18 protein-coding genes are annotated in these 19,053 nt (G+C 59.6%); 10 read left to right on the forward strand and 8 right to left on the reverse strand.

Translation table 11 applies throughout. From position 1 onward, the window contains the following. Positions 1-97: 97 nt before the first annotated feature. Positions 98-1,474 (reverse strand): L-serine ammonia-lyase, encoded by a 1,377-nt coding sequence (locus ASD95_RS04295; protein ID WP_056728452.1) that lies wholly within the window; start codon positions 1,472-1,474, stop codon positions 98-100. A 135-nt stretch (positions 1,475-1,609) separates the two neighbouring features. Between ASD95_RS04295 and ASD95_RS04300 the strand changes: the two genes are divergently transcribed. The 5 genes from ASD95_RS04300 to ASD95_RS04320 all read left to right on the forward strand — a co-directional run bounded on the left by ASD95_RS04300 (position 1,610) and on the right by ASD95_RS04320 (position 7,660). Then, the gene (locus ASD95_RS04300; RefSeq protein ID WP_056728454.1) at positions 1,610-2,557 is read left to right on the forward strand and encodes a LysR substrate-binding domain-containing protein; all 948 of its coding nucleotides are present in this window, start codon (positions 1,610-1,612) and stop codon (positions 2,555-2,557) included. 214 nt (positions 2,558-2,771) lie between these two features. Continuing rightward, on the forward strand, positions 2,772-3,179 hold the full coding sequence (locus tag ASD95_RS04305; RefSeq protein WP_008046771.1) for an HPF/RaiA family ribosome-associated protein: 408 nt from the start codon (positions 2,772-2,774) through the stop codon (positions 3,177-3,179). Between the two features lie 253 nt (positions 3,180-3,432). Beyond that, entirely contained in the window at positions 3,433-4,005 is a 573-nt protein-coding gene (locus ASD95_RS04310) for an RNA polymerase sigma factor (RefSeq protein ID WP_056728455.1), read from the forward strand. Continuing rightward, positions 4,002-4,991 (forward strand): FecR family protein, encoded by a 990-nt coding sequence (locus tag ASD95_RS04315; protein ID WP_056728457.1) that lies wholly within the window; start codon positions 4,002-4,004, stop codon positions 4,989-4,991. The genes ASD95_RS04310 and ASD95_RS04315 overlap by 4 nt, the downstream gene beginning before the upstream one ends. Before the next feature lie 239 nt (positions 4,992-5,230). Further along, positions 5,231-7,660: a TonB-dependent siderophore receptor gene (locus tag ASD95_RS04320; RefSeq protein WP_056728459.1), complete on the forward strand. Its 2,430-nt coding sequence runs from the start codon at positions 5,231-5,233 to the stop codon at positions 7,658-7,660. Between the two features lie 131 nt (positions 7,661-7,791). On the opposite strand, the gene ASD95_RS04325 is transcribed toward ASD95_RS04320, so the two are convergent. Next, a complete protein-coding gene (locus tag ASD95_RS04325) occupies positions 7,792-8,667 on the reverse strand; it encodes an AraC family transcriptional regulator (RefSeq protein ID WP_056728461.1) in 876 nt (291 codons plus the stop codon). Between the two features lie 137 nt (positions 8,668-8,804). Between ASD95_RS04325 and ASD95_RS04330 the strand changes: the two genes are divergently transcribed. Next, a complete protein-coding gene (locus tag ASD95_RS04330) occupies positions 8,805-9,707 on the forward strand; it encodes a DMT family transporter (RefSeq protein WP_056728462.1) in 903 nt (300 codons plus the stop codon). Between the two features lie 6 nt (positions 9,708-9,713). Here ASD95_RS04330 and ASD95_RS04335 read toward each other — a convergent pair whose 3' ends face one another. Together ASD95_RS04335 and ASD95_RS04340 are read right to left on the reverse strand one after the other, a co-directional pair. Then, a complete protein-coding gene (locus ASD95_RS04335; RefSeq protein ID WP_056728464.1) occupies positions 9,714-10,223 on the reverse strand; it encodes a DUF2165 family protein in 510 nt (169 codons plus the stop codon). Positions 10,224-10,417: 194 nt separating this feature from the next. Beyond that, a complete protein-coding gene (locus ASD95_RS04340; protein ID WP_056728466.1) occupies positions 10,418-11,392 on the reverse strand; it encodes a 2-hydroxyacid dehydrogenase in 975 nt (324 codons plus the stop codon). 194 nt (positions 11,393-11,586) lie between these two features. On the opposite strand from ASD95_RS04340, the gene ASD95_RS04345 reads away from it, so the two are divergent. Further along, entirely contained in the window at positions 11,587-11,844 is a 258-nt protein-coding gene (locus tag ASD95_RS04345; protein ID WP_056728467.1) for a hypothetical protein, read from the forward strand. A gap of 106 nt (positions 11,845-11,950) precedes the next feature. Here the strand turns inward: ASD95_RS04345 and ASD95_RS04350 are convergent, their stop codons facing one another. The 3 genes from ASD95_RS04350 to norR form a co-directional block, all read right to left on the reverse strand. After that, on the reverse strand, positions 11,951-12,409 hold the full coding sequence (locus tag ASD95_RS04350) for a GNAT family N-acetyltransferase (RefSeq protein ID WP_056728596.1): 459 nt from the start codon (positions 12,407-12,409) through the stop codon (positions 11,951-11,953). A gap of 27 nt (positions 12,410-12,436) precedes the next feature. Then, complete coding sequence (locus tag ASD95_RS04355) at positions 12,437-13,339, reverse strand: chemotaxis protein CheV (protein ID WP_056728469.1); 903 nt, start codon at positions 13,337-13,339, stop codon at positions 12,437-12,439. Between the two features lie 255 nt (positions 13,340-13,594). Further along, on the reverse strand, positions 13,595-15,145 hold the full coding sequence (norR, locus tag ASD95_RS04360; protein WP_056728471.1) for a nitric oxide reductase transcriptional regulator NorR: 1,551 nt from the start codon (positions 15,143-15,145) through the stop codon (positions 13,595-13,597). Positions 15,146-15,301: 156 nt separating this feature from the next. Here norR and hmpA point away from each other — a divergent pair, with 156 nt between their 5' ends. Together hmpA and ASD95_RS04370 are read left to right on the forward strand one after the other, a co-directional pair. Beyond that, entirely contained in the window at positions 15,302-16,483 is a 1,182-nt protein-coding gene (gene hmpA / locus ASD95_RS04365) for an NO-inducible flavohemoprotein (RefSeq protein WP_056728473.1), read from the forward strand. A gap of 272 nt (positions 16,484-16,755) precedes the next feature. After that, positions 16,756-17,265 (forward strand): disulfide bond formation protein B, encoded by a 510-nt coding sequence (locus ASD95_RS04370; protein WP_056728475.1) that lies wholly within the window; start codon positions 16,756-16,758, stop codon positions 17,263-17,265. 552 nt (positions 17,266-17,817) lie between these two features. Here the strand turns inward: ASD95_RS04370 and ASD95_RS04375 are convergent. Continuing rightward, on the reverse strand, positions 17,818-18,078 hold the full coding sequence (locus tag ASD95_RS04375; protein WP_056728477.1) for a hypothetical protein: 261 nt from the start codon (positions 18,076-18,078) through the stop codon (positions 17,818-17,820). A 27-nt stretch (positions 18,079-18,105) separates the two neighbouring features. Between ASD95_RS04375 and cyoA the strand changes: the two genes are divergently transcribed. Continuing rightward, positions 18,106-19,050, forward strand: a complete 945-nt coding sequence (gene cyoA / locus ASD95_RS04380) for a ubiquinol oxidase subunit II (RefSeq protein WP_056728479.1) — start codon at positions 18,106-18,108, stop codon at positions 19,048-19,050. Positions 19,051-19,053: the final 3 nt, after the last annotated feature.

Consider the following 19,053-nt stretch of genomic DNA (forward strand, 5'->3'; position numbering starts at 1 on the left):
CCGGTAACAAAAAGGCGGGCACTGAGGCCCGCCTGGTTTTTGTCTGCCTTTGCCTGCCCGTTTCAGGGCAATAACGGCTGGCGTGCAACCAAAATGGTCAACATTCCACCCAGTTCACCGCCAGGCCGCCCCGTGACGTCTCTTTGTATTTGTCGTGCATGTCGGCCCCGGTGTCGCGCATGGTACGGATCACCCGGTCCAGGGAGATGAAGTGCTGGCCATCGCCGCGCAGGGCCATTTGCGTGGCGTTGATGGCCTTCACGGCGGCGATCGCGTTGCGCTCGATGCACGGCACTTGCACCAGTCCGCCAACCGGGTCGCAGGTAAGACCGAGGTTGTGTTCCAGACCGATTTCGGCGGCGTTCTCCAGCTGCTCCGGGGTGGCGCCAAGCACCTCTGCCAGGCCGGCGGCGGCCATGGCGCAGGCGGAGCCGACTTCACCCTGGCAGCCGACTTCAGCCCCGGAGATCGATGCGTTTTTCTTGCACAGGATGCCGACCGCAGCTGCGCCCAAAAAGAACGAGACCACGTCATCGTCAGACGCATCGGCATTGAACTTCATGTAGTAGTGCAGCACTGCCGGAATGATCCCCGCCGCGCCGTTGGTCGGTGCCGTGACCATGCGCCCACCGGCGGCGTTTTCTTCGTTCACGGCAAGGGCGTACAGGTTGACCCATTCCATTGCCGACAAGGTGGACGTAATGACATTCGGCTTGCCGATTTCCTGCAGGCTGCGATGCAGTTTCGCCGCTCGACGCGGCACATTCAGACCGCCGGGCAAGATGCCTTCGTGGCGCAAGCCCTGTTCGACGCATTCGCGCATCACCGACCAGATATGCAGCAAGCCCTGGCGAATGTCTGCGTCACTGCGCCAGGCCCGTTCGTTGGCCATCATCAGTTCGCTCACCCGCAGCCCGTGCTGGTTGCAGAGCTTGAGCAGTTCGGCGGCGCTGGAGAAATCGTAAGGCAGCACCACATCACCGGCCGGTGCGATCCCGGATTCGGCTTCGGCCGCTTCGATGATGAAACCGCCACCCACCGAGTAGTAGGTCTGCTCGAACAGTTCGCCGGTTTCACCGACGGCTGTCAGGGACATGGCGTTGGGGTGGTAAGGCAGGCTTTCGTTTAGCAGCAGGAGGTCGCGTTGCCAGTCGAAGGCAATTTCCGTTACGCCTGCCAGGCACAATTTGCCGGTTTCGCGCAGGGCGTGAATGCGGCTGTCGATGGTGGTCGGATCGATGCGGTCGGGCCATTCGCCCATCAGGCCCATGACGCAGGCGCGGTCCGTTGCGTGGCCGACACCGGTCGCCGACAGAGAACCGTAAAGGCGAATTTCCACGCGTCGCACGTCAGCCAGAAAACCCTGATTGAGCAGCGCTTGGGCAAAGGTTGCGGCAGCGCGCATCGGACCGACGGTATGGGAACTGGACGGGCCGATGCCGACTTTGAAGAGATCGAAAACACTGATAGCCATGCTAAAGCCTGTACATGTAATGGAAGGAAAATCGCTGCCATTTCTGTAGGACAAGCGCAATTTGGGCGATACTGCCTGTCACGATCCTGCGTGACCAACGAAAATTCCTAAGACATCCTTTAGCAGGACTAAACGATGAGCCGTCAATTACACGCCCAGACGTATGTCTGGCTGAACGTGTTTGCCTGTGCCGCGCGGCACCTGTCGTTCACCCGGTGCGCCGAAGAGCTGCACATCACACCGGGAGCGGTCAGCCAGCAGATCCGCCAGCTGGAAGAACGCCTGGGCTTTCGCCTGTTTCACCGTCGCGCCCGCGGGGTGGAGCTGAGCGCAGAAGGCCAGCGCCTGGCCATTACCGTCAACGAGGCCTTTGGCAGCATCGACGCGGAATTGCGGCGACTGGATGCGGGCATGATCAGCGGGATCCTGCGGGTGCGTTCGATTCCGTCGTTCCTGAGCAAATGGCTGACGCCGCGCCTGCCGCGCTTGCAGCAGCGCTTTCCGGACATTCAGTTGCGCCTGGTGGCCGAGGACAGCAGCGTGCCGTTGCATGAAGGCGACTTCGACCTGGCGATCGACCTCAATGACGGCAGTTATCCGGGCCTGTTATCCACAGCCTTGCTCGATGAACAGATTTTTCCGGTGTGCGCGCCGAGCCTGTTGCGGGGTCGTCCGCCGCTGCACGGTCCGGCAGACCTGATGCACTTTCCCTTGCTGCACGACATCACCGCCTGGCGCGGCAGCTATGAGTACGCGGAATGGGAGTTTTACCTCAACGCCATCGGCTTCGAGGGCGCGGATGTGCGACGTGGCCATACCTTCAATCGCAATCACCTGACCATCGAAGCGGCCATCGCCGGGATGGGCGTGGCGATTGCGCGCCGAACCTTGCTCAATGATGAGTTGGAGCGTGGAGCCTTGATCGTGCCGTTTGGCCTGGCGGTGCCCAATCACAAGCGCTACATGCTGCTTTACGCACCGGGGGCGTTGAGCCATCCGGGTGTGCGTGCGGTGCACGATTGGTTGGTGGAGGAGGCGGGTGCTTTTCGCAGCCTGCACCCGCTGGGGGAGCAGCAGATGTGAGGAATTTTGGCGGGTAAGCAGGGCGACCCGACTCCCGACAGTAACAGCGCTTTTGCTCGTTGTCCGGCTTTTTTTGCGTATGAATATTTATCTTTTTTCAGGGGTTGAATTGTTCAGCGTACAGACCGATTGTGTAAGTAAGAGGTCACGGTGATGACGCCCAAGGGCTTAGCTGACCGGCCTCTCGCGAGCTAGCTGAAATAAGGGATGAACTATGCAAATCCAAGTCAATAGCGATAACCATATTCAAGGCAGTAAACGACTGGAGGAGTGGGTACGTACGACCATTGAGAGCACGCTCGAACGCTACGAAGAGGACCTGACACGAGTCGAGGTCCACCTGCGGGACGAGAACGGCGACAAGCCGGGTCCCCACGACATGCGCTGCCAGCTGGAGGCGCGGCCAAAAGGCCATCAACCGGTTTCCGTCACCCATAAAGCCTCCACCATGGAGCAGGCGATCGACGGAGCGGCCACCAAACTTGAACATGCGCTGGAGCATATGTTCGGCAAATTACGCGGAAAACGAGCCAATGTGGTGCCCATCGAGAGCGCTGCCCATGCCGACCATCTGCTGGAAGAAGAGTTTCTTGAGAACGAACAGGCAGCGCTTAACGGCTGACACCTGATTCACTTTTTTACCTTTCCATGAAAACGGGCCTGCATTGCAGGCCCGTTTTGTTTTCGGTGGCTTTTGGATTCCATGGTCATTGACTGGCTGTGGGACAGCCAGGTTTGCGCTGCAATCAACGCGCGTACACAGAGGGCTACACCCGATCCTTTTGCATGTGAGAATATTTATCATTATTATCGCGGCCTTGCCGGCCCCCTGACGCTGTCGTGGCCTCACCGGTTTTCAGGTCGAAACATGAACGATGATCACTCTGCCCCCCGACCCCCACGATATCGAGCACGATCAACAGCGTGGCGACCGTGCGCATTTTCTCCAGGTGTTTCTCTCCCAGCGTTCGCAAATGGAAGCACTGGTGAGTCGGCGTGTCGGTTGCCGGGCGACGGCGGCTGACCTGGTACAGGATTTGTTCCTGCGTTTCTGGCGGCGGCCGCTGGTGCAAGTCGAGGAACTCAGCACCTACCTGTTGCGCTGTGCCGGCAACATCGCCATCGACCATTTGCGCAGTGAAGGCACGCGGGGCCGGGCCAGCGAAGGCTTGATGGTGGAACCAACGGACGGCGATGGCAGCGGACCGCAAGCGGCACTGGAGGCGGGCAACGATTTGCGCAACGTCGAAGCCGCGTTGCGCGCCTTGCCGGAGCGCACGCGGCAGATCTTCTTGCTCAATCGCATTCACGGCCGCAAATACGCCGAGATCGCCAAGGCCATGGGCTTGTCCCAAAGTGCCGTGGAAAAACATATGATGCGCGCCCTCGAAGCCTGCAAGGCCAGCCTTCGGGAGCCCGATCCGTGTACGCCAGGGAAAGCACCGTGAACCACTTCGAATGCGTCGTTCCGACACTTGCGCAGGAGCAGGCCGCGCTGGGCTGGCTGAGCCTGTTACATGACCAGCCCGGCAGGGGTGACCAAGTGAAGTTCAGCCAATGGTTGCAGGCCGACCCCGCCCATGCCGAGGCCTATGCCCGGGCGCAGGTCCTGTGGGAGTTGAGCGAAGGGCCGGCGCGCACACTTGCCAATGAAGACGCTTTTGCCTTGCAGGGGTATCTCAACGCCATGGACAAGCCGCGGCGCAGCACGGTTGGGCGCTGGTCCGGTGTGTTGGCGATGGCCGCATGTCTGCTGTTGATGATCAGTCTCGGCACAGGCTGGCAGCCGATGCGCTGGATCGATGACCTGGGGGCGAATTACGTCTCGGCACCGGGAGAAATCCGCACCGTCACCCTGGCCGATCAGTCACAGGTGACACTGGATGCCGACAGCGCCATCGCCGTGGATTTCAGTCGCGGGGAGCGACATGTGCAACTGCGTCGTGGCACCGGTTTTTTCAGCGTGACGCATACGGGGGAACCCTTTGTTGTCGATGCGGAACAAGGCCAGGCGCGGGTCTTGGGGACGCAGTTCGAAGTCCGTTTGCAGCCCCACGGTGCACAGGTCACGGTGCTGTCCGGCCGAGTGGGCGTGACGGCGGACCAAAACGCCGAACAGCAAATTCTTACCGCCGGCCAGCAAGTGGCCTATGGCGAAGGCGCGGCGCAAACGCTCCACGCGGTAGACAGCGAAGCGCAGTTGGCCTGGCGCCAGGGCTGGCTCAATTACTACAAGGCGACGCTGGCCGATGTGGTGCGGGATTTGGCGCGCTATTACCCCGGGCGGATCTTGATACTCAACGATGAACTGGCGATGCGCCGGGTCAGTGGCAGCTTTCCGAGCAGGAACCCGCAGGCGGTGTTGAGTTCGTTGCAGGGAGTGTTGGGGTTTGAGCAGCATCAGGTTATGGGGCATCTGATTATTTTGCGTTGAATCGATTGGCCCCATCGCGAGCAAGCTCGCTCCCACAGGTATTGAGTCGGTCACAGTATTGGGGCAACACATAACCCTGTGGGAGCGAGCTTGCTCGCGATGACGGCCGAACAGGCACCCAATAACTCAATGTAAAAATATTTTCATTTTTTTGCTGAGGTAAACCCGATTGCCATTCGTGTAGTGACTGAAACTGCGAGTCATTCGCATCCGCTGCGGTTCTACACAGGTCATGAGTCATGAAGTCCAGGGCAAAATCGGGGTCGATCAATCAATGGTTGGGTGTGTCGGCGTTGAGCTTTTTGGCAATGGCGTTGTTGGCGCCGAGCGTGGCGCTGGCCGCAGAGGCTGGCAGCAGTCAGTCCCGTGGGCAATTCAATTTCGCACTGGCCGCCAAACCGTTGCCCCAGGCCCTGAGTGATTTCAGCCGAGTGACCGGCATCAGCGTCGTCTACACCGATGAAGCGCCGTACGGTCTCAATGCGCCGGCCATCAATGGCCAGATGAGCGCCGAACAGGCTTTGCAACGTCTGCTCACCGGTTCGGGTTTGACCTTTCGTCGCACCGACGGCCACACCATCGCACTGGAACCACGGCCGACTGAAGGTGCGTTGAACCTGGGGGCGACCACCATCACCTCGGTGATGGATGACTCCATGAGCTATCAGCCGCCGCCGACCTCTTCGGTGATGCGCTCCTCGGCCCCGGTTCAGGAAATCCCGCAGACCATCAATGTCGTCCCGGCCCAGGTCATCCGCGACCAGGCGCCGCGTAATCTCGATGACGCCCTGGCCAATGTCAGCGGCATCACCCAGGCCAACACCTTGGGCAGCACCCAGGACTCGGTGATGGTCCGCGGCTTCGGCGACAACCGTAACGGCTCGATCATGCGCGACGGCATGCCGATCGTGCAGGGCCGTGGCCTCAACGCCAGCGTGGACCGGGTCGAAGTGCTCAAGGGGCCGGCCTCGTTGCTCTATGGCATCCAGGATCCGGGCGGCGTGGTCAATATGGTCAGCAAGCAGCCCGAGCTTGAGCAGTACAACGCACTGACCGCGCGCGGTTCGAGTTATGGCGACGGCAAGAGCGGCAGCGGCGGCGGTCTCGACAGCACCGGAGCCCTCGGCGATTCCGGACTGGCCTACCGGATGGTTCTGGACTACGAAGATGAAGATTACTGGCGCAACTTCGGTGTGCATCGCGAGAGCCTGATCGCGCCTTCCCTGGCCTGGTATGGCGAAAGCACCACGCTGCTGTTCTCCTATGAGCACCGCGAATTCCTCACACCGTTCGACCGCGGCACGCTGATCGATCCACGGACCAACCATCCGCTGGACATCTCGCGCAACGAGCGTCTCGACGAACCGTTCAACAACATGGAAGGGCGTTCGGATCTCTATCACTTCCAGGCCGATCACGAACTCAACGACAACTGGAAAGCCCATTTCGGCTACAGCTGGAACCGCGAAACTTACGATGCGAGCCAGGTGCGCGTGACCGCCATCGACACTAAAAAAGGCACTCTGACCCGCAGCATGGATGGCACCCAGAATGCGATCAGCACCGACCGGTTCACCACTGCGAGCCTCGAAGGCAACGTGAACGTGCTTGGCATGCAGCACGACCTGCTGTTCGGCGTCGATGACGAGTATCGCAAGATCTACCGCGAAGACCTGATCCGCCAGAAAAGCCTGACCACATTCAGTTACGTCAACCCGGTCTATGGTCGGGAAGTGGCAGGCACCACTGTCAGTGCGGCCGACAGCGCGCAGACCGATGAATTGCGCAGCGATTCGGTGTTCCTGCAAGACTCCATCCACCTCACCGATAAGTGGATTCTGGTGGCCGGTGCGCGTTTCCAGGCGTACGACCAATACGCCGGCAAAGGCGTGCCGTTCCACGCCAACACCGACAGCAACGGGCAGAAATGGGTACCGCGCGCGGGCCTCGTGTACAAGTACACCGATGCCTTGTCGTTCTACGGCAGCTACACCGAATCGTTCAAACCCAACTCCACCATTGCGCCATTGAGCGGCAGCAGTACCGTGCTGGACGGTGGTATGGCGCCGGAAGAAGCCAAGTCCTGGGAGCTGGGTGCCAAGCTTGATCTGCCGGGCCGCGTCACCGGCAACATCGCGCTGTTCGACATCAAGAAACGCAATGTGCTGGTGGCCAATGCCGAAGGTCCGACCACGATTTACAGTGCCGCTGGTGAAGTGCGTTCCCGTGGCCTGGAAGTGGATCTGAGCGGTCAACTGACGGATCGTTGGAGCATGATCGGCAGCTACGCCTACACCGATGCCGAGGTTACCGAAGACCCGGTTTACAAAGGCAATCAGTTACAGAACGTGGCGAAGAACAGCGGCTCGTTGTCGGCTGTTTATGACTTCGGCAGCGTCATTGGCGGCGATCAGCTTCGGGTTGGCGCCGGGGCGCGTTATGTGGGTGAGCGCGCGGGCAATGCGGTGAACGATTTCGACCTGCCGAGCTACACCGTGGCCGATGCGTTCGCCACTTACGACACCAAAGTCGAAGGGCAGAAGGTCAAGTTCCAGCTCAACGTGAAGAACCTGTTCGACCGCACCTACTACACCTCGGCGGCGAGCCGGTTCTTTGTTTCGATGGGGGATTCGCGGCAGGTGACGTTGTCGAGCACCTTGGAGTTCTGACGACAGGCGGCGTCATCGTTCTTCGTCGGAACGCCGCCCGGAGCCGGCTCGCTCCCACAGGGAAAAGCAGTCCAAAGGTGGGAGCGAGCCTGCTCGCGATGGCGGCCTGAAAGGAGCCGAAGATCCCGGATCTAGCGCAAAAACGCCTGCCGATACTCACCGGGCGTCCCGCCAAGTGACTGGCGAAAGCGATTGGTGAAATGGCTGGCACTGGAAAAGCCGCAAGCCAGTGCAATCTCCCCCAGTGGCTGCGAGGTCGTGCGCAGCAACTCCCGCGCCCGGTCAAGGCGCCGCGCCAGCACGTACTGGTGGGGTGGCAAGCCGAAGCTTTCGCGGAACATCCGCGCAAAGTGGTACTCGGACAACGCGCACAACGCCGCCAATTGACCGAGGCTGATGGCCTCGTCCAGATGGCTGTCGATGAACTCCACCAGATACCGACGCTGATGCGCGGCCAAGCCGCCTTTAAGGCGCAAACCCTGGCGTACGCTGACCTGGTTGAGCAGGGCATGGCTGAGCAGTTCGTGAGCCAGGCTGCTGGTGAGCAGGCGCTCGCCCGGCTCATCCCAGTTCAAGGTGATCAACTGCCGAAAGCGTAGCGCCTGCTGAGGATCATCAAGAAAAGTCTGCTCGCGCAGCTGCATTTCCCGTGGCTCGCGATCGAGCAAGGTGATGCAGCCGAGGGCAAATTGTTCGGGGCTGAAATACAGGTGCGCAAGGCGAATATCGCCGTTGATCACCCAGCCTGACTGGTGATCGGCCGGGAGGATGCACAGTTTGTCCGGACCACCCTTGTTACCGGGCTGGTCACGGCGAAAGGTGCCGGTGCCGCCGGCGATGTAACAGGACAACGTGTGATGGCTGGGCGCTTCGTATTCCTGGGCGTCGTGGTGATTGCTCCACAAGGCTGCGGACAAGCCGTCACCGAGCTCGGCGCTATGCTCAAGGCGAGCATTCGGCGAACGGTTGAGGGCTTGAAAGACTTGCAGGTTGTCCAGTGCGGCCATATGGGTTCTCTCCAACGCCTTGCATCCTACTCCGTAGACGCGTGCCTGCCAGCCTGTCGCCAGACAAAAGCGCAAGTTTATGCAAGTGCGCCCAGGCGTGGCGCCGGAGACTGGGCTCATATCGAGGAGCCTTAGTCATGAACCTTTCTTTGTACCTGCTGACCGTGTTGATCTGGGGGACCACCTGGATTGCCTTGAAATGGCAACTGGGCGTGGTGGCCATTCCCGTGTCGATCGTCTATCGCTTCGGCCTCGCCGCGCTGGTGCTGTTCGTGATCCTGCTGCTCAGCCGACGCCTGCAAGTGATGAACCGTCGCGGGCACCTGATCTGCCTGGCTCAAGGCTTGTGCCTGTTCTGCGTCAACTTCATGTGCTTCCTCACCGCGAGCCAGTGGATCCCCAGCGGTCTGGTGGCCGTGGTGTTTTCCACCGCCACCCTGTGGAATGCCCTCAACGCGCGGGTGTTCTTCGGTCAGAAAATCGCCCGCAATGTGCTGATGGGCGGTGCGTTGGGCCTGCTGGGGCTGGGCTTGCTGTTCTGGCCGGAGCTGGCTGGGCATACCGCCAGTGCGGAAACCTTGCTCGGTCTCGGTCTGGCCCTTTGCGGCACCTTGTGTTTCTCGGCGGGCAACATGCTTTCGAGCCTGCAACAGAAGGCCGGTCTCAAGCCGCTGACCACCAATGCCTGGGGCATGGCTTACGGGGCGGCGATGCTAACCGTGTGGTGCCTGGTCAAAGGCATTCCCTTCGACATGGAGATGAGCACGCGTTACATCGGGTCACTGTTGTACCTGGTGATTCCGGGATCGGTGATAGGGTTCACCGCTTACCTGACGCTGGTCGGGCGCATGGGGCCGGAACGTGCTGCCTACTGCACTGTGCTGTTCCCGGTGGTGGCGCTAAATGTCTCGGCGTTCGCCGAGGGTTACCAGTGGACCGCTCCGGCACTGGCGGGGCTGGTGATGGTCATGTTGGGTAATGTGCTGGTGTTTCGCAAGTCCAAGGCAAGTGCCGCTCCGGTGGCGGGCAAGCTGGCCTGAAACTATTCAGGTATCCTTTACCGCCAACAGATAAATAATACCGAAGAACATGTATTCAATGTGGGTTTGTGCCCATTCAAAGGCGTTGGCCTGTTTGGAGTACTCTAAGTCAAACCATTCGTTTAGTATGATGATGTAGAAAATCTGATACGCAAAAATGGCTGTAATAAAGCCTATTATGGAAAATTTTTTGGATTCGTTGAACTCGCCGTGTGGTGCGCCGAGTTTGCGGTAGAGTTGATAAACTCCAACTATGAAGCTGCATGTGAATATGGTCTCTAGTGTTATCAGTGCCCAGTAAAAACGGTGGTGAAACAGGGTTGAGCTGATAGCTCGGTAACGGCGGGAGTCATTGCCGACGGTGTCGCTCATGCTGATGATTCGCCCGATATACTCGGCGTATGCAGTGTAGTCGGTAATGTTGTTGATAAGGGTTGTTGTACCGAATAATGCCGCCATGAAGACAACTATTAATTTGCTCCGCCTTACTAGGCAGGCAGTGGTGAAATAGCTCATGCAGGATACTCTCCGAATGTACGATTTATGCGTTTTTGTCTTTCGGAGTTTATAGGGGTTTGGATGGTGTGGGGGTGAAGAGTGGTTTGCAGGTTATGTCGCTTGTTATATGGGTTGGACGGTAAATTGTTTGAGGGAGATGATTCTGGATTGTATATAAAGTGGCACGCCGATTATGACGTGCCATTGTTTAATCAGACTTTCCACACCTGCGGATTGACCAGATCCTGCGGCCGTTCACCCAGCAAGGCACTGCGCAAGTTGGCCAGGGCACGGTTGGCCATGGCATCGCGGGTCTCATGGGTGGCCGAGCCGATGTGCGGCAAGGTCACGGCGTTTTTCAGCTGGAACAGCGGCGACTCGGCCAGCGGTTCTTTTTCGTATACGTCCAGCCCGGCACCACGAATGCGGTTGTTTTGCAGCGCTTCGATCAGCGCCGGTTCATCTACCACCGGACCGCGGGAAATGTTCACCAGAATGGCACTCGGCTTCATCAGCGCCAGTTCTCTGTGGCTGATCAGATGCTTGGTTTTCTCGCTGAGCGGCACCACCAGGCAGACGAAATCGGCTTCGGCCAGCAATTGATCGAGGCTGCGGTACTGTGCGCCGAGTTCCTGTTCCAGTTCGGTCTTGCGGCTGTTGCCGCTATAGATGACCGGCATGTTGAAACCCAGGCGACCGCGTCGGGCGATGGCCGCACCGATATTGCCCATGCCGACGATACCCAGGGTCTTGCCGTGCACATCGCAACCGAACAGCTGTGCGCCGACAGTGGCCTGCCATTGCCCGGCCTTGGTCCAGGCGTCAAGTTCGGCGACGCGACGGGCGCTGCTCATCAACAGGGCAAACGCCAGGTCGGCGGTGCTTTCGGTGAGCACATCCGGCGTGTTGGTCAGCATGATCCCGCGTTCGTTGAAGTAGGCCAGGTCATAGTTGTCGTAGCCCACCGAGACGCTGGACACCACTTCCAGGCTGGTGGCGTTCTCCAACTGCGCACGACCGAGTTTTCGGCCTACACCAATCAAGCCATGGGCATGGGGCAGGGCTTCGTTGAACTGGGCATTGATGTCGCCGTTTTTCGGATTAGGCACGATGACGTCGAAGTCTTGTTGCAGGCGTTCAACCATTTGTGGAGTGACGCGGCTGAATGCAAGGACGGTCTTTTTCATGGAGGGCGGGCTCGTCGGGCGGTGAAGAATGATGAGCACGCTAACATTCTTCACGGGATTTGTGCGAGTCGTCAGGCGGTCAATGCAAGCTTGCAGCTTGCCGAGCTCCATCCAGTTATACTGCCGTACTTCTTATACTGTGGCATGCGGCTCACTCACCGGGCCCGACACTTCATGCACCACCCGGAGCTTTCATGACTTCCCCGAAACAACCGCCAGTCGCCGACGCCCTGAGCGACGTGCAGGCCGAGCTGCCAGACAGCGTCGACTCCAGCGCCGATAGCGAAACCAAAGCCGAGATCCCGGCCTTCAGATTCCCGTTCAAGCCGGGTGAGCTGGCAGCTGCCAAGGGCTCCAACCAGCCGTGGTACAAGAACGGCGCCAAGAACGGCCACACCAAGACGCCGGGCATGGCACCACCGGGGACTCGTCGGTCGATGGGTAAGCGCTGAGTCGTTATCTCTGCAGTGCCTGATCTGCCATCTTCGCGAGCAAGCCCGCTCCCACATTTGGAATGCAATCCCCTGTGGGAGCGAGCCTGCTCGCGATGGCGTCGTGTCAGAGCGGTATCGGTTCCCGGCGAACCGCGCGCATCCCGACGCTTTCATACAAGCGCCGCGCCCGAAGGTTGTCTTCACGTACCTTCAGATCCACGAAGCCTTCACGCCGCTGCTGGAACACCTTGAACGCCTGCAACAACAGTGCACGCCCCAACCCCCGGCCCTGAAACCGCGGATGCACCACCAGGTTCTTGATATAGGCACTGGTCCAGCACTGGCAAACACCCACTACTTCCCCAGCATCCAGGGCAATGAAGCACAGGGCCGGGTCGTATTCCGGATCGGTTTCGAACTGCCGTTGCCACATCTCCAGCGCGGCTACGCGACCACCGCCGTCGAGATAACCGAACTCCATCAACCGGTGCACGGCGGCGCCCAGTTCGGGGCGGTACTCGCTCAATTGCAGGCCGGCTGGCCAAGCGGGGGACGGCACGATTAAAGAGAGGTCGCGCCGCATCAGCCAGCAGAATTCTTCGTTCAACACTCAATAACCCTGTTCGGCGACAGCCTTGGCCGCGGTAATCAGGCACTGGGTCAATTCCGGCGAAGAGAATTTGGTCAGCACCGCGTTCGCTCCTGCCAGTCGTGCTTTTTCGGCGTTCATCGCACTGTCCAGCGAGGTGTGCAGCAGTACATAAAGATGCGCGAAATCCGGGGTTTCCCGCAGGGTGCGGGTGAAGGCGTAGCCGTCCATCTCCGACATCTCGATGTCCGAGACGATCAGGTTGATCTGTTGCGCGGTGCCTTGCAGGTCCAGCAGGCAGTCGATGGCTTCCTTGGCGCTGCGGGCGGTATGGCATTGCAGGCCAAGGTTACGCAGGGTGTGCACCGATTGCTGCAAGGCGACCTGGCTGTCGTCAACCACCAGGATGCGCGCGTTGCCGAGCAGTTCGGCGTCTTCCATGCTCAGCTCGGTCGGCGCCATTTCGATTTGTGCCGGGGCGATGCCGTGGATGACTTTTTCGATGTCCAGCACTTGCACCAGAGTGCCATCGACTGACGTTACGCCGGTGATGTAGGCGCGCAATCCACCGGAGCCGAAGGGAGGAGGGCGGATGTCGGTGGTCAGGCAGTGGACGATCTTGCTCACGGCCTGCACATGCAGGCCCTGCTTGGAGCGGCTGACGTCGGTGACGATCAGGCAGCCGCCATTCGGGTCTTCCAGCGGACGCTCGCCAATGGCACGACTGAGGTCGATCACCGACAGCGAGGCGCCGCGCAGGCTGGCGATGCCTTTGACGTGGGGGTGCGACTCCGGAAGTTTGGTCAGCGGCGGGCAGGGAATGATTTCACTGACCTTGAGCAGGTTGATTGCCATCAGCTTGCCGCTGCGCAGGGTAAACAGCAGAAGCGAAAGTGAGTCTGCGCGGGCTTTGGTGGAGGACATAGGAACCTTCTCTGGAAAAAGGTGACGGGCAATCCAGGGATCGCCAATGACTTCGATGCCGGGTTATCGACTTGTCGGGGGCAGGCTTTAGGGTCAATACCTATCTCGGACCAAATGGTGGACCTTTGTGGCGAGGGAGCTTGCTCCCGCTCGGCTGCGCAGCAGTCGCAAAATCGTCTTGCCTGAAACTGTGCACTGCCGGATCTGGGAGCGCTTCGCACTCCAGCGGGAGCAAGCTCCCTCGCCACAGGATGCTCACTTCATGCCGAGTCTTTTGGCCATCCGCCCCAGGTTCGCCCGATCCAGGCCCAGCTCACGGGCCGCGCTTGCCCAGTTGTTGTTGTGCCGCTCCAGGCAGGCACCGATCAATTGACGCTGATAATGCTCGGTGGCTTCGCGCAAGTCGCCGGTCACCGCTTGCGTGAGGGTAGCGACGGGTTGCTCGGCAGCGGCTTCAACGCTGGCATTGGGCAAGTCCAGGTCGGCGGCGCTCAAGCTGAGAATTTTCGGCCGTTCCTTGCAATTGCCCAGGGCCTTCAAGGCGCTGCGGCCGATCAAGTGTTCAAGCTCGCGCACGTTGCCGGGCCAGTCGTAGGCCAATAGCGCGGCCTGGGCGTCGCTGGTCAGGCGCAGGCTGTTGAGGCCCATGCGCGAACGGTTCTGCTCCAGGAAGTAACCGCTGAGCAGCAGCACATCGCGCCCGCGATCGCGCAGGGCCGGCACCAGCAGTGGATAAACGCTGAGGCGATGGTAGAAGTCGGCGCGGTAACGGCCGCTGCGCACTTCTTCGGCGAGGTCACGGTTGGTCGCCGCGATCAGGCGCACGTCGACCTGATGCTCCTGGTCCGAACCCAGTCGCTGCAACTGGCCGCTCTGCAGCACTCGCAACAACTTGGCCTGCACGGTCAGCGACAACTCACCGACTTCATCGAGGAACAGCGTGCCGCCATTGGCCAGTTCGAACTTGCCGCGGCGGTCGTTCATTGCCCCGGTAAAGGCGCCGCGAACATGGCCGAACAACTCGCTCTCCACCAATGTGTCGGGCAACGCGGCACAGTTGAGGCTGATAATCGGTTTGTCGGCGCGGGGCGAGGCCGCATGGATGGCCTGGGCCACCAACTCCTTGCCGACCCCGGTTTCACCGGTGATCAACACGGTCAGGTCGCTACCGCCCACCAGGCTGATTTCTTCGACCAGACGCTTGTGGGCCTTGCTCTGGCCGATCATTTCGCGATTCTGCTGGCCGCTGGCCTGGCGGTAGACCTCGGCGCGTTGATGTTCATCTTCGACCCGGTTGTTCAACCGCTCGATGCGCTCGGCGGCGTTGACCGTGGCCGCTGCAAGGCTGGCGAAGGCTTGCAGGGCATCCAGTTCGATCGGTTCGAAGCGCTCCGGGTCGAGGGCATCGAGGGTCAGCAGACCCCAGGGGCGCTCGTCGATGAACAGCGGGCAACCCATGCAGTCGTGGACTTCCAGATGATCATCCAGGCCATCGACCAGGCCGTCATAGGGGTCAGGCAAGTTGCTGTCGGCAGCGAAACGGGTCGGGCCGGGGCCGCTGAGCAGCGCTTCGAAGCGCGGATGCTCGCTGACCTTGAAGCGCCGGCCGAGGGTGTCGGTACTCAAACCGTCGACGGCCAGCGGCACCAGCCATTCACCATCAAGGCGCAGCAGGGCGGCGGCATCGCACGGGAGCAGGGCGCGCATGGCTTCCAGCAAGCGTCGATAACGCTCACCTTCGGGCAGTTCGCGGGACAGGTCGGAGACCAGGGGCAGCAGGGCGGTGAGCAGTGATTTTGCAGTCATAGTGACTCCGTGTAGTCGGTATGACTATAAAGCAGGCAGTGTCTAAATGACTATTAAGTTGTTAAGGTATTGATTTATAAGAATTAAATAGTTGGCACGAAAGCTGATACGCATAGGGTAATCCGTTAGCAACCCAAGAAGATCAGGAGTCACCTTATGCTGAGCGCTCAAGACCGTGCCATCGTCAAATCCACCGTGCCGCTGCTTGAAAGCGGTGGTGAGGCGCTGATCACGCACTTCTACCGCATGATGCTCTCCGAATACCCGGAAGTCCGCCCGCTGTTCAACCAGGCCCACCAGGCCAGCGGTGATCAGCCGCGTGCGTTGGCCAACGGCGTATTGATGTATGCGCGCCATATCGATCAGCTCGACCAGTTGGGCGACCTGGTGGCCAAGATCATCAACAAGCACGTGGCCCTGCAGATCCTGCCTGAGCACTATCCGATTGTCGGCAGCTGCCTGCTGCGGGCCATCGCCGAGGTATTGGGCGAAGAGATCGCCACCCCGGAGGTGATCGCGGCCTGGGGCGCGGCCTACGGCCAGTTGGCGGACATCCTGATCGGTGCCGAAACCAGCATCTATGACCAGAAGGAACAGGCACCGGGCGGCTGGCGCGGGGCGCGGGAATTCATCGTGGCAGGCAAAGTCCAGGAGAGCGCCGAGATCACTTCGTTCTACTTCGAGCCCGCGGACAAAGGTCCTATCCTGCTGGCAGAACCCGGCCAGTACATCGGCATGAAACTGATCCTCGACGGTGAAGAGATCCGTCGTAACTACTCGCTGTCGGCGCTGGCAAACAAAGGCCAGTACCGCATCAGCGTCAAACGTGAGGACGGTGGCCGCGCTTCCAGCTTCCTGCACGACCAGTTGCAGGTTGGCGCCAGCATCGAGTTGTTCCCACCATCGGGCGATTTCGTCCTGACGGCCAGCGACAAGCCACTGGTGCTGATCAGCGGTGGCGTCGGCATCACCCCGACCCTGGCAATGCTCGAAGCGGCGCTGGAAACCCAGCGGCCGGTGCATTTCATCCACTGCGCGCGCAACGGCAGCGTCCATGCCTTCCGCGACTGGATCGACGGCCTGGCCGAGCGTCACCCGCAACTCAAGCGCTTCTACTGCTACGCCGAAGATGACGGCGTGAGCCGGGCAGCGCACAAGGTCGGTTTGTTGAGCCAGCAGCAGCTGAATGCTTGGCTGCCGGAGCAGCGTGATCTGGATGCCTACTTCCTGGGGCCGAAAGGTTTCATGTCGGCCGTCAAACACCACCTGAAAGCCTTGGGGGTGCCGGAGAAGCAGAGCCGTTACGAGTTCTTCGGGCCGGCAGCGGCGCTGGAGTAAGGTGTAGCGGCGGTTCGGGAGACCGAGTCGCCTGCTTCGCGAGCAAGCCCGCTCCCACATTGGTCCGTGTTGTACGCAGAGCAAATTGTGGGAGCGGGCTTGCTCGCGAATGCCACACCTCGGTCCAGAACTGAAAAAAGTCAGAAAGTTAATCCCTTCTTAACCGCTCTGTCGTCTATTCCCCCCCGAATCCCCCTCACATGCTCCAGGCTCTCAAAGGTCCGGGCCAGCGTGTAGACTGGCGGGCAATCGATATCTTGAAGGGAAACGCGATGAGCGATGAATCCATGCGGTTGGGCCGTGAACGGCGCTATCTGGTGTTGCTGGGCATCATTTGCCTGGCGTTGATCGGCGGTGCGCTGTACATGCAAATTGTTCTGGGCGAGGCCCCTTGCCCGCTGTGCATCCTGCAACGTTACGCGTTGCTGCTGATCGCGATCTTTGCCTTCATCGGCGCGGCCATGCGCGGCCGTCGCAGCATCACGGTGTTTGAAACCCTGGTGGTGATCTGTGCTGTGGCAGGCGCAGGCGTTGCCGGGCATCACGTCTATACGCAGTTTTATCCGGCGGTCAGCTGTGGCATCGATGTGTTGCAACCGATTGTCGATGACTTGCCGCTGGCGAAGATCTTCCCGCTGGGTTTCCAGGTCGACGGTTTCTGCTCCACGCCATACCCGCCGATCCTCGGCCTGTCGCTGGCGCAGTGGGCGCTGGTCGCCTTCGTGCTGATCGTGGTGCTGGTGCCGTTGCTGACCTCGCGTAACCGCAAAGCGCTGCGCTGAGTTCATCTGCCGCCACGCATTGTCGGACAAAAAAAGCCCCGGTCCTCGAAGAGAGGGCCGGGGCTTTTTTTGTCGTGCAGAGCACATTTCAGAGGCCGGGTAAAAAGACCGTGACGGGCGGCAATCAAGGGTGCGACACATGTGCGACATGTTGTCACAGAGTCGGTGTCGCAGGGCGTTCGAGGAGACCGGATTGGTACATGGAAACGTAACGAAATCGGGTTGTTTTGCAGGCGGGCGGTTTTTTCCATTGCAGGCACGAACAGGCAGTTTTAACAGGCTCTGGCGAATGCCCGGAGCCCCCGTCATATCGGGCCTTGGGCAAGGTCAAGGGCAGAGAAGAGGGACTGGATACTGTCTGAACCGTGGGTGGAAGGCCTACTTATTTTGGTGTTTTTGTTGAGAATGAATTTCGATAAGATGCGCCACTTTTGCGAAAACGGTTAATGATTGTTGCCGGTTCGGATAAAAATTATTTCGGGATGAGACATGGTTTATAAAACGTTACATATCTACAATCGCCCGCACTGAATTCCCGGCACTGCTCAATTCTTAACCAGAGGTGAGCAGGAACAGGGTGTCGAGAGGTCTGGTGGCTTCATGCGATTCCCAGGTGTCGGAGCCTCCAACTACCCGCACCAAATGGAATTGGTCTGTAACAAGGCCTTTGACCACGTATTCGAATAAGAACTCACCGCAGGCCCGGGATTTGTCGTACAGCGTCTGACGCACGACGGGCATGCCCTTATTCAATCCAAGAAAAATGCCAACCCTTGGCAGGGTGAAGTGTTGGCGATCAAAACCCAACTGCATTGCGCAAGCTGCTTTAGAGGTCGTGAGATGAGTAAAAACAGGTACCCCAGACTACTAGGCTTATTGCCGCTGATCGGCACGTTGTTGCTGTCAGGCTGCAACATGACCTTGCTCAATCCCAAGGGCCAGGTTGGTCTGGACGAGCGAAACCTGATCATCACCGCAACGCTGCTGATGCTGTTGGTCGTGGTTCCGGTCATCGTCATGACCTTCCTGTTCGCCTGGAAATACCGCGCGTCCAACACCAACGCCACCTACACCCCGAAATGGAACCACTCCACCAAGATCGAGATCGCGGTGTGGGCTGTTCCAGTGCTGATCATCATTGCCCTGGGTTACGTCACCTACAAGTCGACCCACGCCCTTGACCCGTACAAGCCGCTGGAATCCGACGTCAAGCCTGTGACTATCGAAGTGGTCGCGCTGGACTGGAAGTGGCTGTTCATCTACCCGGAACAAGGCATCGCCACGGTCAACAAGATCGTGTTCCCGGCCCACACCCCGATCAACTTCAAGATCACTTCCGACGCCGTGATGAACTCGTTCTTCATCCCTGCGCTGGGCGGCCAGATCTACGCGATGGCGGGCATGCAGACCAAACTGCACCTGATCGCCAACGAAAACGCTGAAATGGACGGTATCTCCGCCAACTACAGCGGCGCGGGTTTCACCGGTATGAAATTCAAGGCGATCGCCACTTCCCAGGAAGATTTCGACGCTTGGGTAAGTGAAGTCAAAAAGGCACCTAAACAGCTTGAACAAGCTGAATACGCAGCCCTTGCCAAGCAGAGCCAGAACAACCCAGTCGAGCTCTACTCCTCGGTGACACCGAACCTGTTCCAGACCATCGTCGACAAGTACGAAGGCATGAAACCGGGTCCGAAAGTGAAGCACGAGAAAGAAGAGAAAGAAGTGGCCGCTACGCAAGGAATGGACATGAACGCGCATTCAGCTGCCGGGGCAGAGGAGTAAACG

Source organism: Pseudomonas sp. Root71 (assembly GCF_001429045.1).
Classification (GTDB): domain Bacteria; phylum Pseudomonadota; class Gammaproteobacteria; order Pseudomonadales; family Pseudomonadaceae; genus Aquipseudomonas; species Aquipseudomonas monachiensis.

Excerpts from the sequence above, each read along its gene's own strand:
- ASD95_RS04295 (WP_056728452.1), bottom strand. The coding sequence starts at position 1,474 with ATGGCTATCAGTGTTTTCGATCTCTTCAAAGTCGGCATCGGCCCGTCC.
- ASD95_RS04300 (WP_056728454.1), top strand. The coding sequence starts at position 1,610 with ATGAGCCGTCAATTACACGCCCAGACGTATGTCTGGCTGAACGTGTTT.
- ASD95_RS04305 (WP_008046771.1), top strand. The coding sequence starts at position 2,772 with ATGCAAATCCAAGTCAATAGCGATAACCATATTCAAGGCAGTAAACGA.
- ASD95_RS04310 (WP_056728455.1), top strand. The coding sequence starts at position 3,433 with ATGATCACTCTGCCCCCCGACCCCCACGATATCGAGCACGATCAACAG.
- ASD95_RS04320 (WP_056728459.1), top strand. The coding sequence starts at position 5,231 with ATGAAGTCCAGGGCAAAATCGGGGTCGATCAATCAATGGTTGGGTGTG.
- ASD95_RS04325 (WP_056728461.1), bottom strand. The coding sequence starts at position 8,667 with ATGGCCGCACTGGACAACCTGCAAGTCTTTCAAGCCCTCAACCGTTCG.
- ASD95_RS04330 (WP_056728462.1), top strand. The coding sequence starts at position 8,805 with ATGAACCTTTCTTTGTACCTGCTGACCGTGTTGATCTGGGGGACCACC.
- ASD95_RS04335 (WP_056728464.1), bottom strand. The coding sequence starts at position 10,223 with ATGAGCTATTTCACCACTGCCTGCCTAGTAAGGCGGAGCAAATTAATA.
- ASD95_RS04340 (WP_056728466.1), bottom strand. The coding sequence starts at position 11,392 with ATGAAAAAGACCGTCCTTGCATTCAGCCGCGTCACTCCACAAATGGTT.
- ASD95_RS04345 (WP_056728467.1), top strand. The coding sequence starts at position 11,587 with ATGACTTCCCCGAAACAACCGCCAGTCGCCGACGCCCTGAGCGACGTG.
- ASD95_RS04350 (WP_056728596.1), bottom strand. The coding sequence starts at position 12,409 with ATGCGGCGCGACCTCTCTTTAATCGTGCCGTCCCCCGCTTGGCCAGCC.
- ASD95_RS04355 (WP_056728469.1), bottom strand. The coding sequence starts at position 13,339 with ATGTCCTCCACCAAAGCCCGCGCAGACTCACTTTCGCTTCTGCTGTTT.
- norR (WP_056728471.1), bottom strand. The coding sequence starts at position 15,145 with ATGACTGCAAAATCACTGCTCACCGCCCTGCTGCCCCTGGTCTCCGAC.
- hmpA (WP_056728473.1), top strand. The coding sequence starts at position 15,302 with ATGCTGAGCGCTCAAGACCGTGCCATCGTCAAATCCACCGTGCCGCTG.
- ASD95_RS04370 (WP_056728475.1), top strand. The coding sequence starts at position 16,756 with ATGAGCGATGAATCCATGCGGTTGGGCCGTGAACGGCGCTATCTGGTG.
- ASD95_RS04375 (WP_056728477.1), bottom strand. The coding sequence starts at position 18,078 with ATGCAGTTGGGTTTTGATCGCCAACACTTCACCCTGCCAAGGGTTGGC.
- cyoA (WP_056728479.1), top strand. The coding sequence starts at position 18,106 with ATGAGTAAAAACAGGTACCCCAGACTACTAGGCTTATTGCCGCTGATC.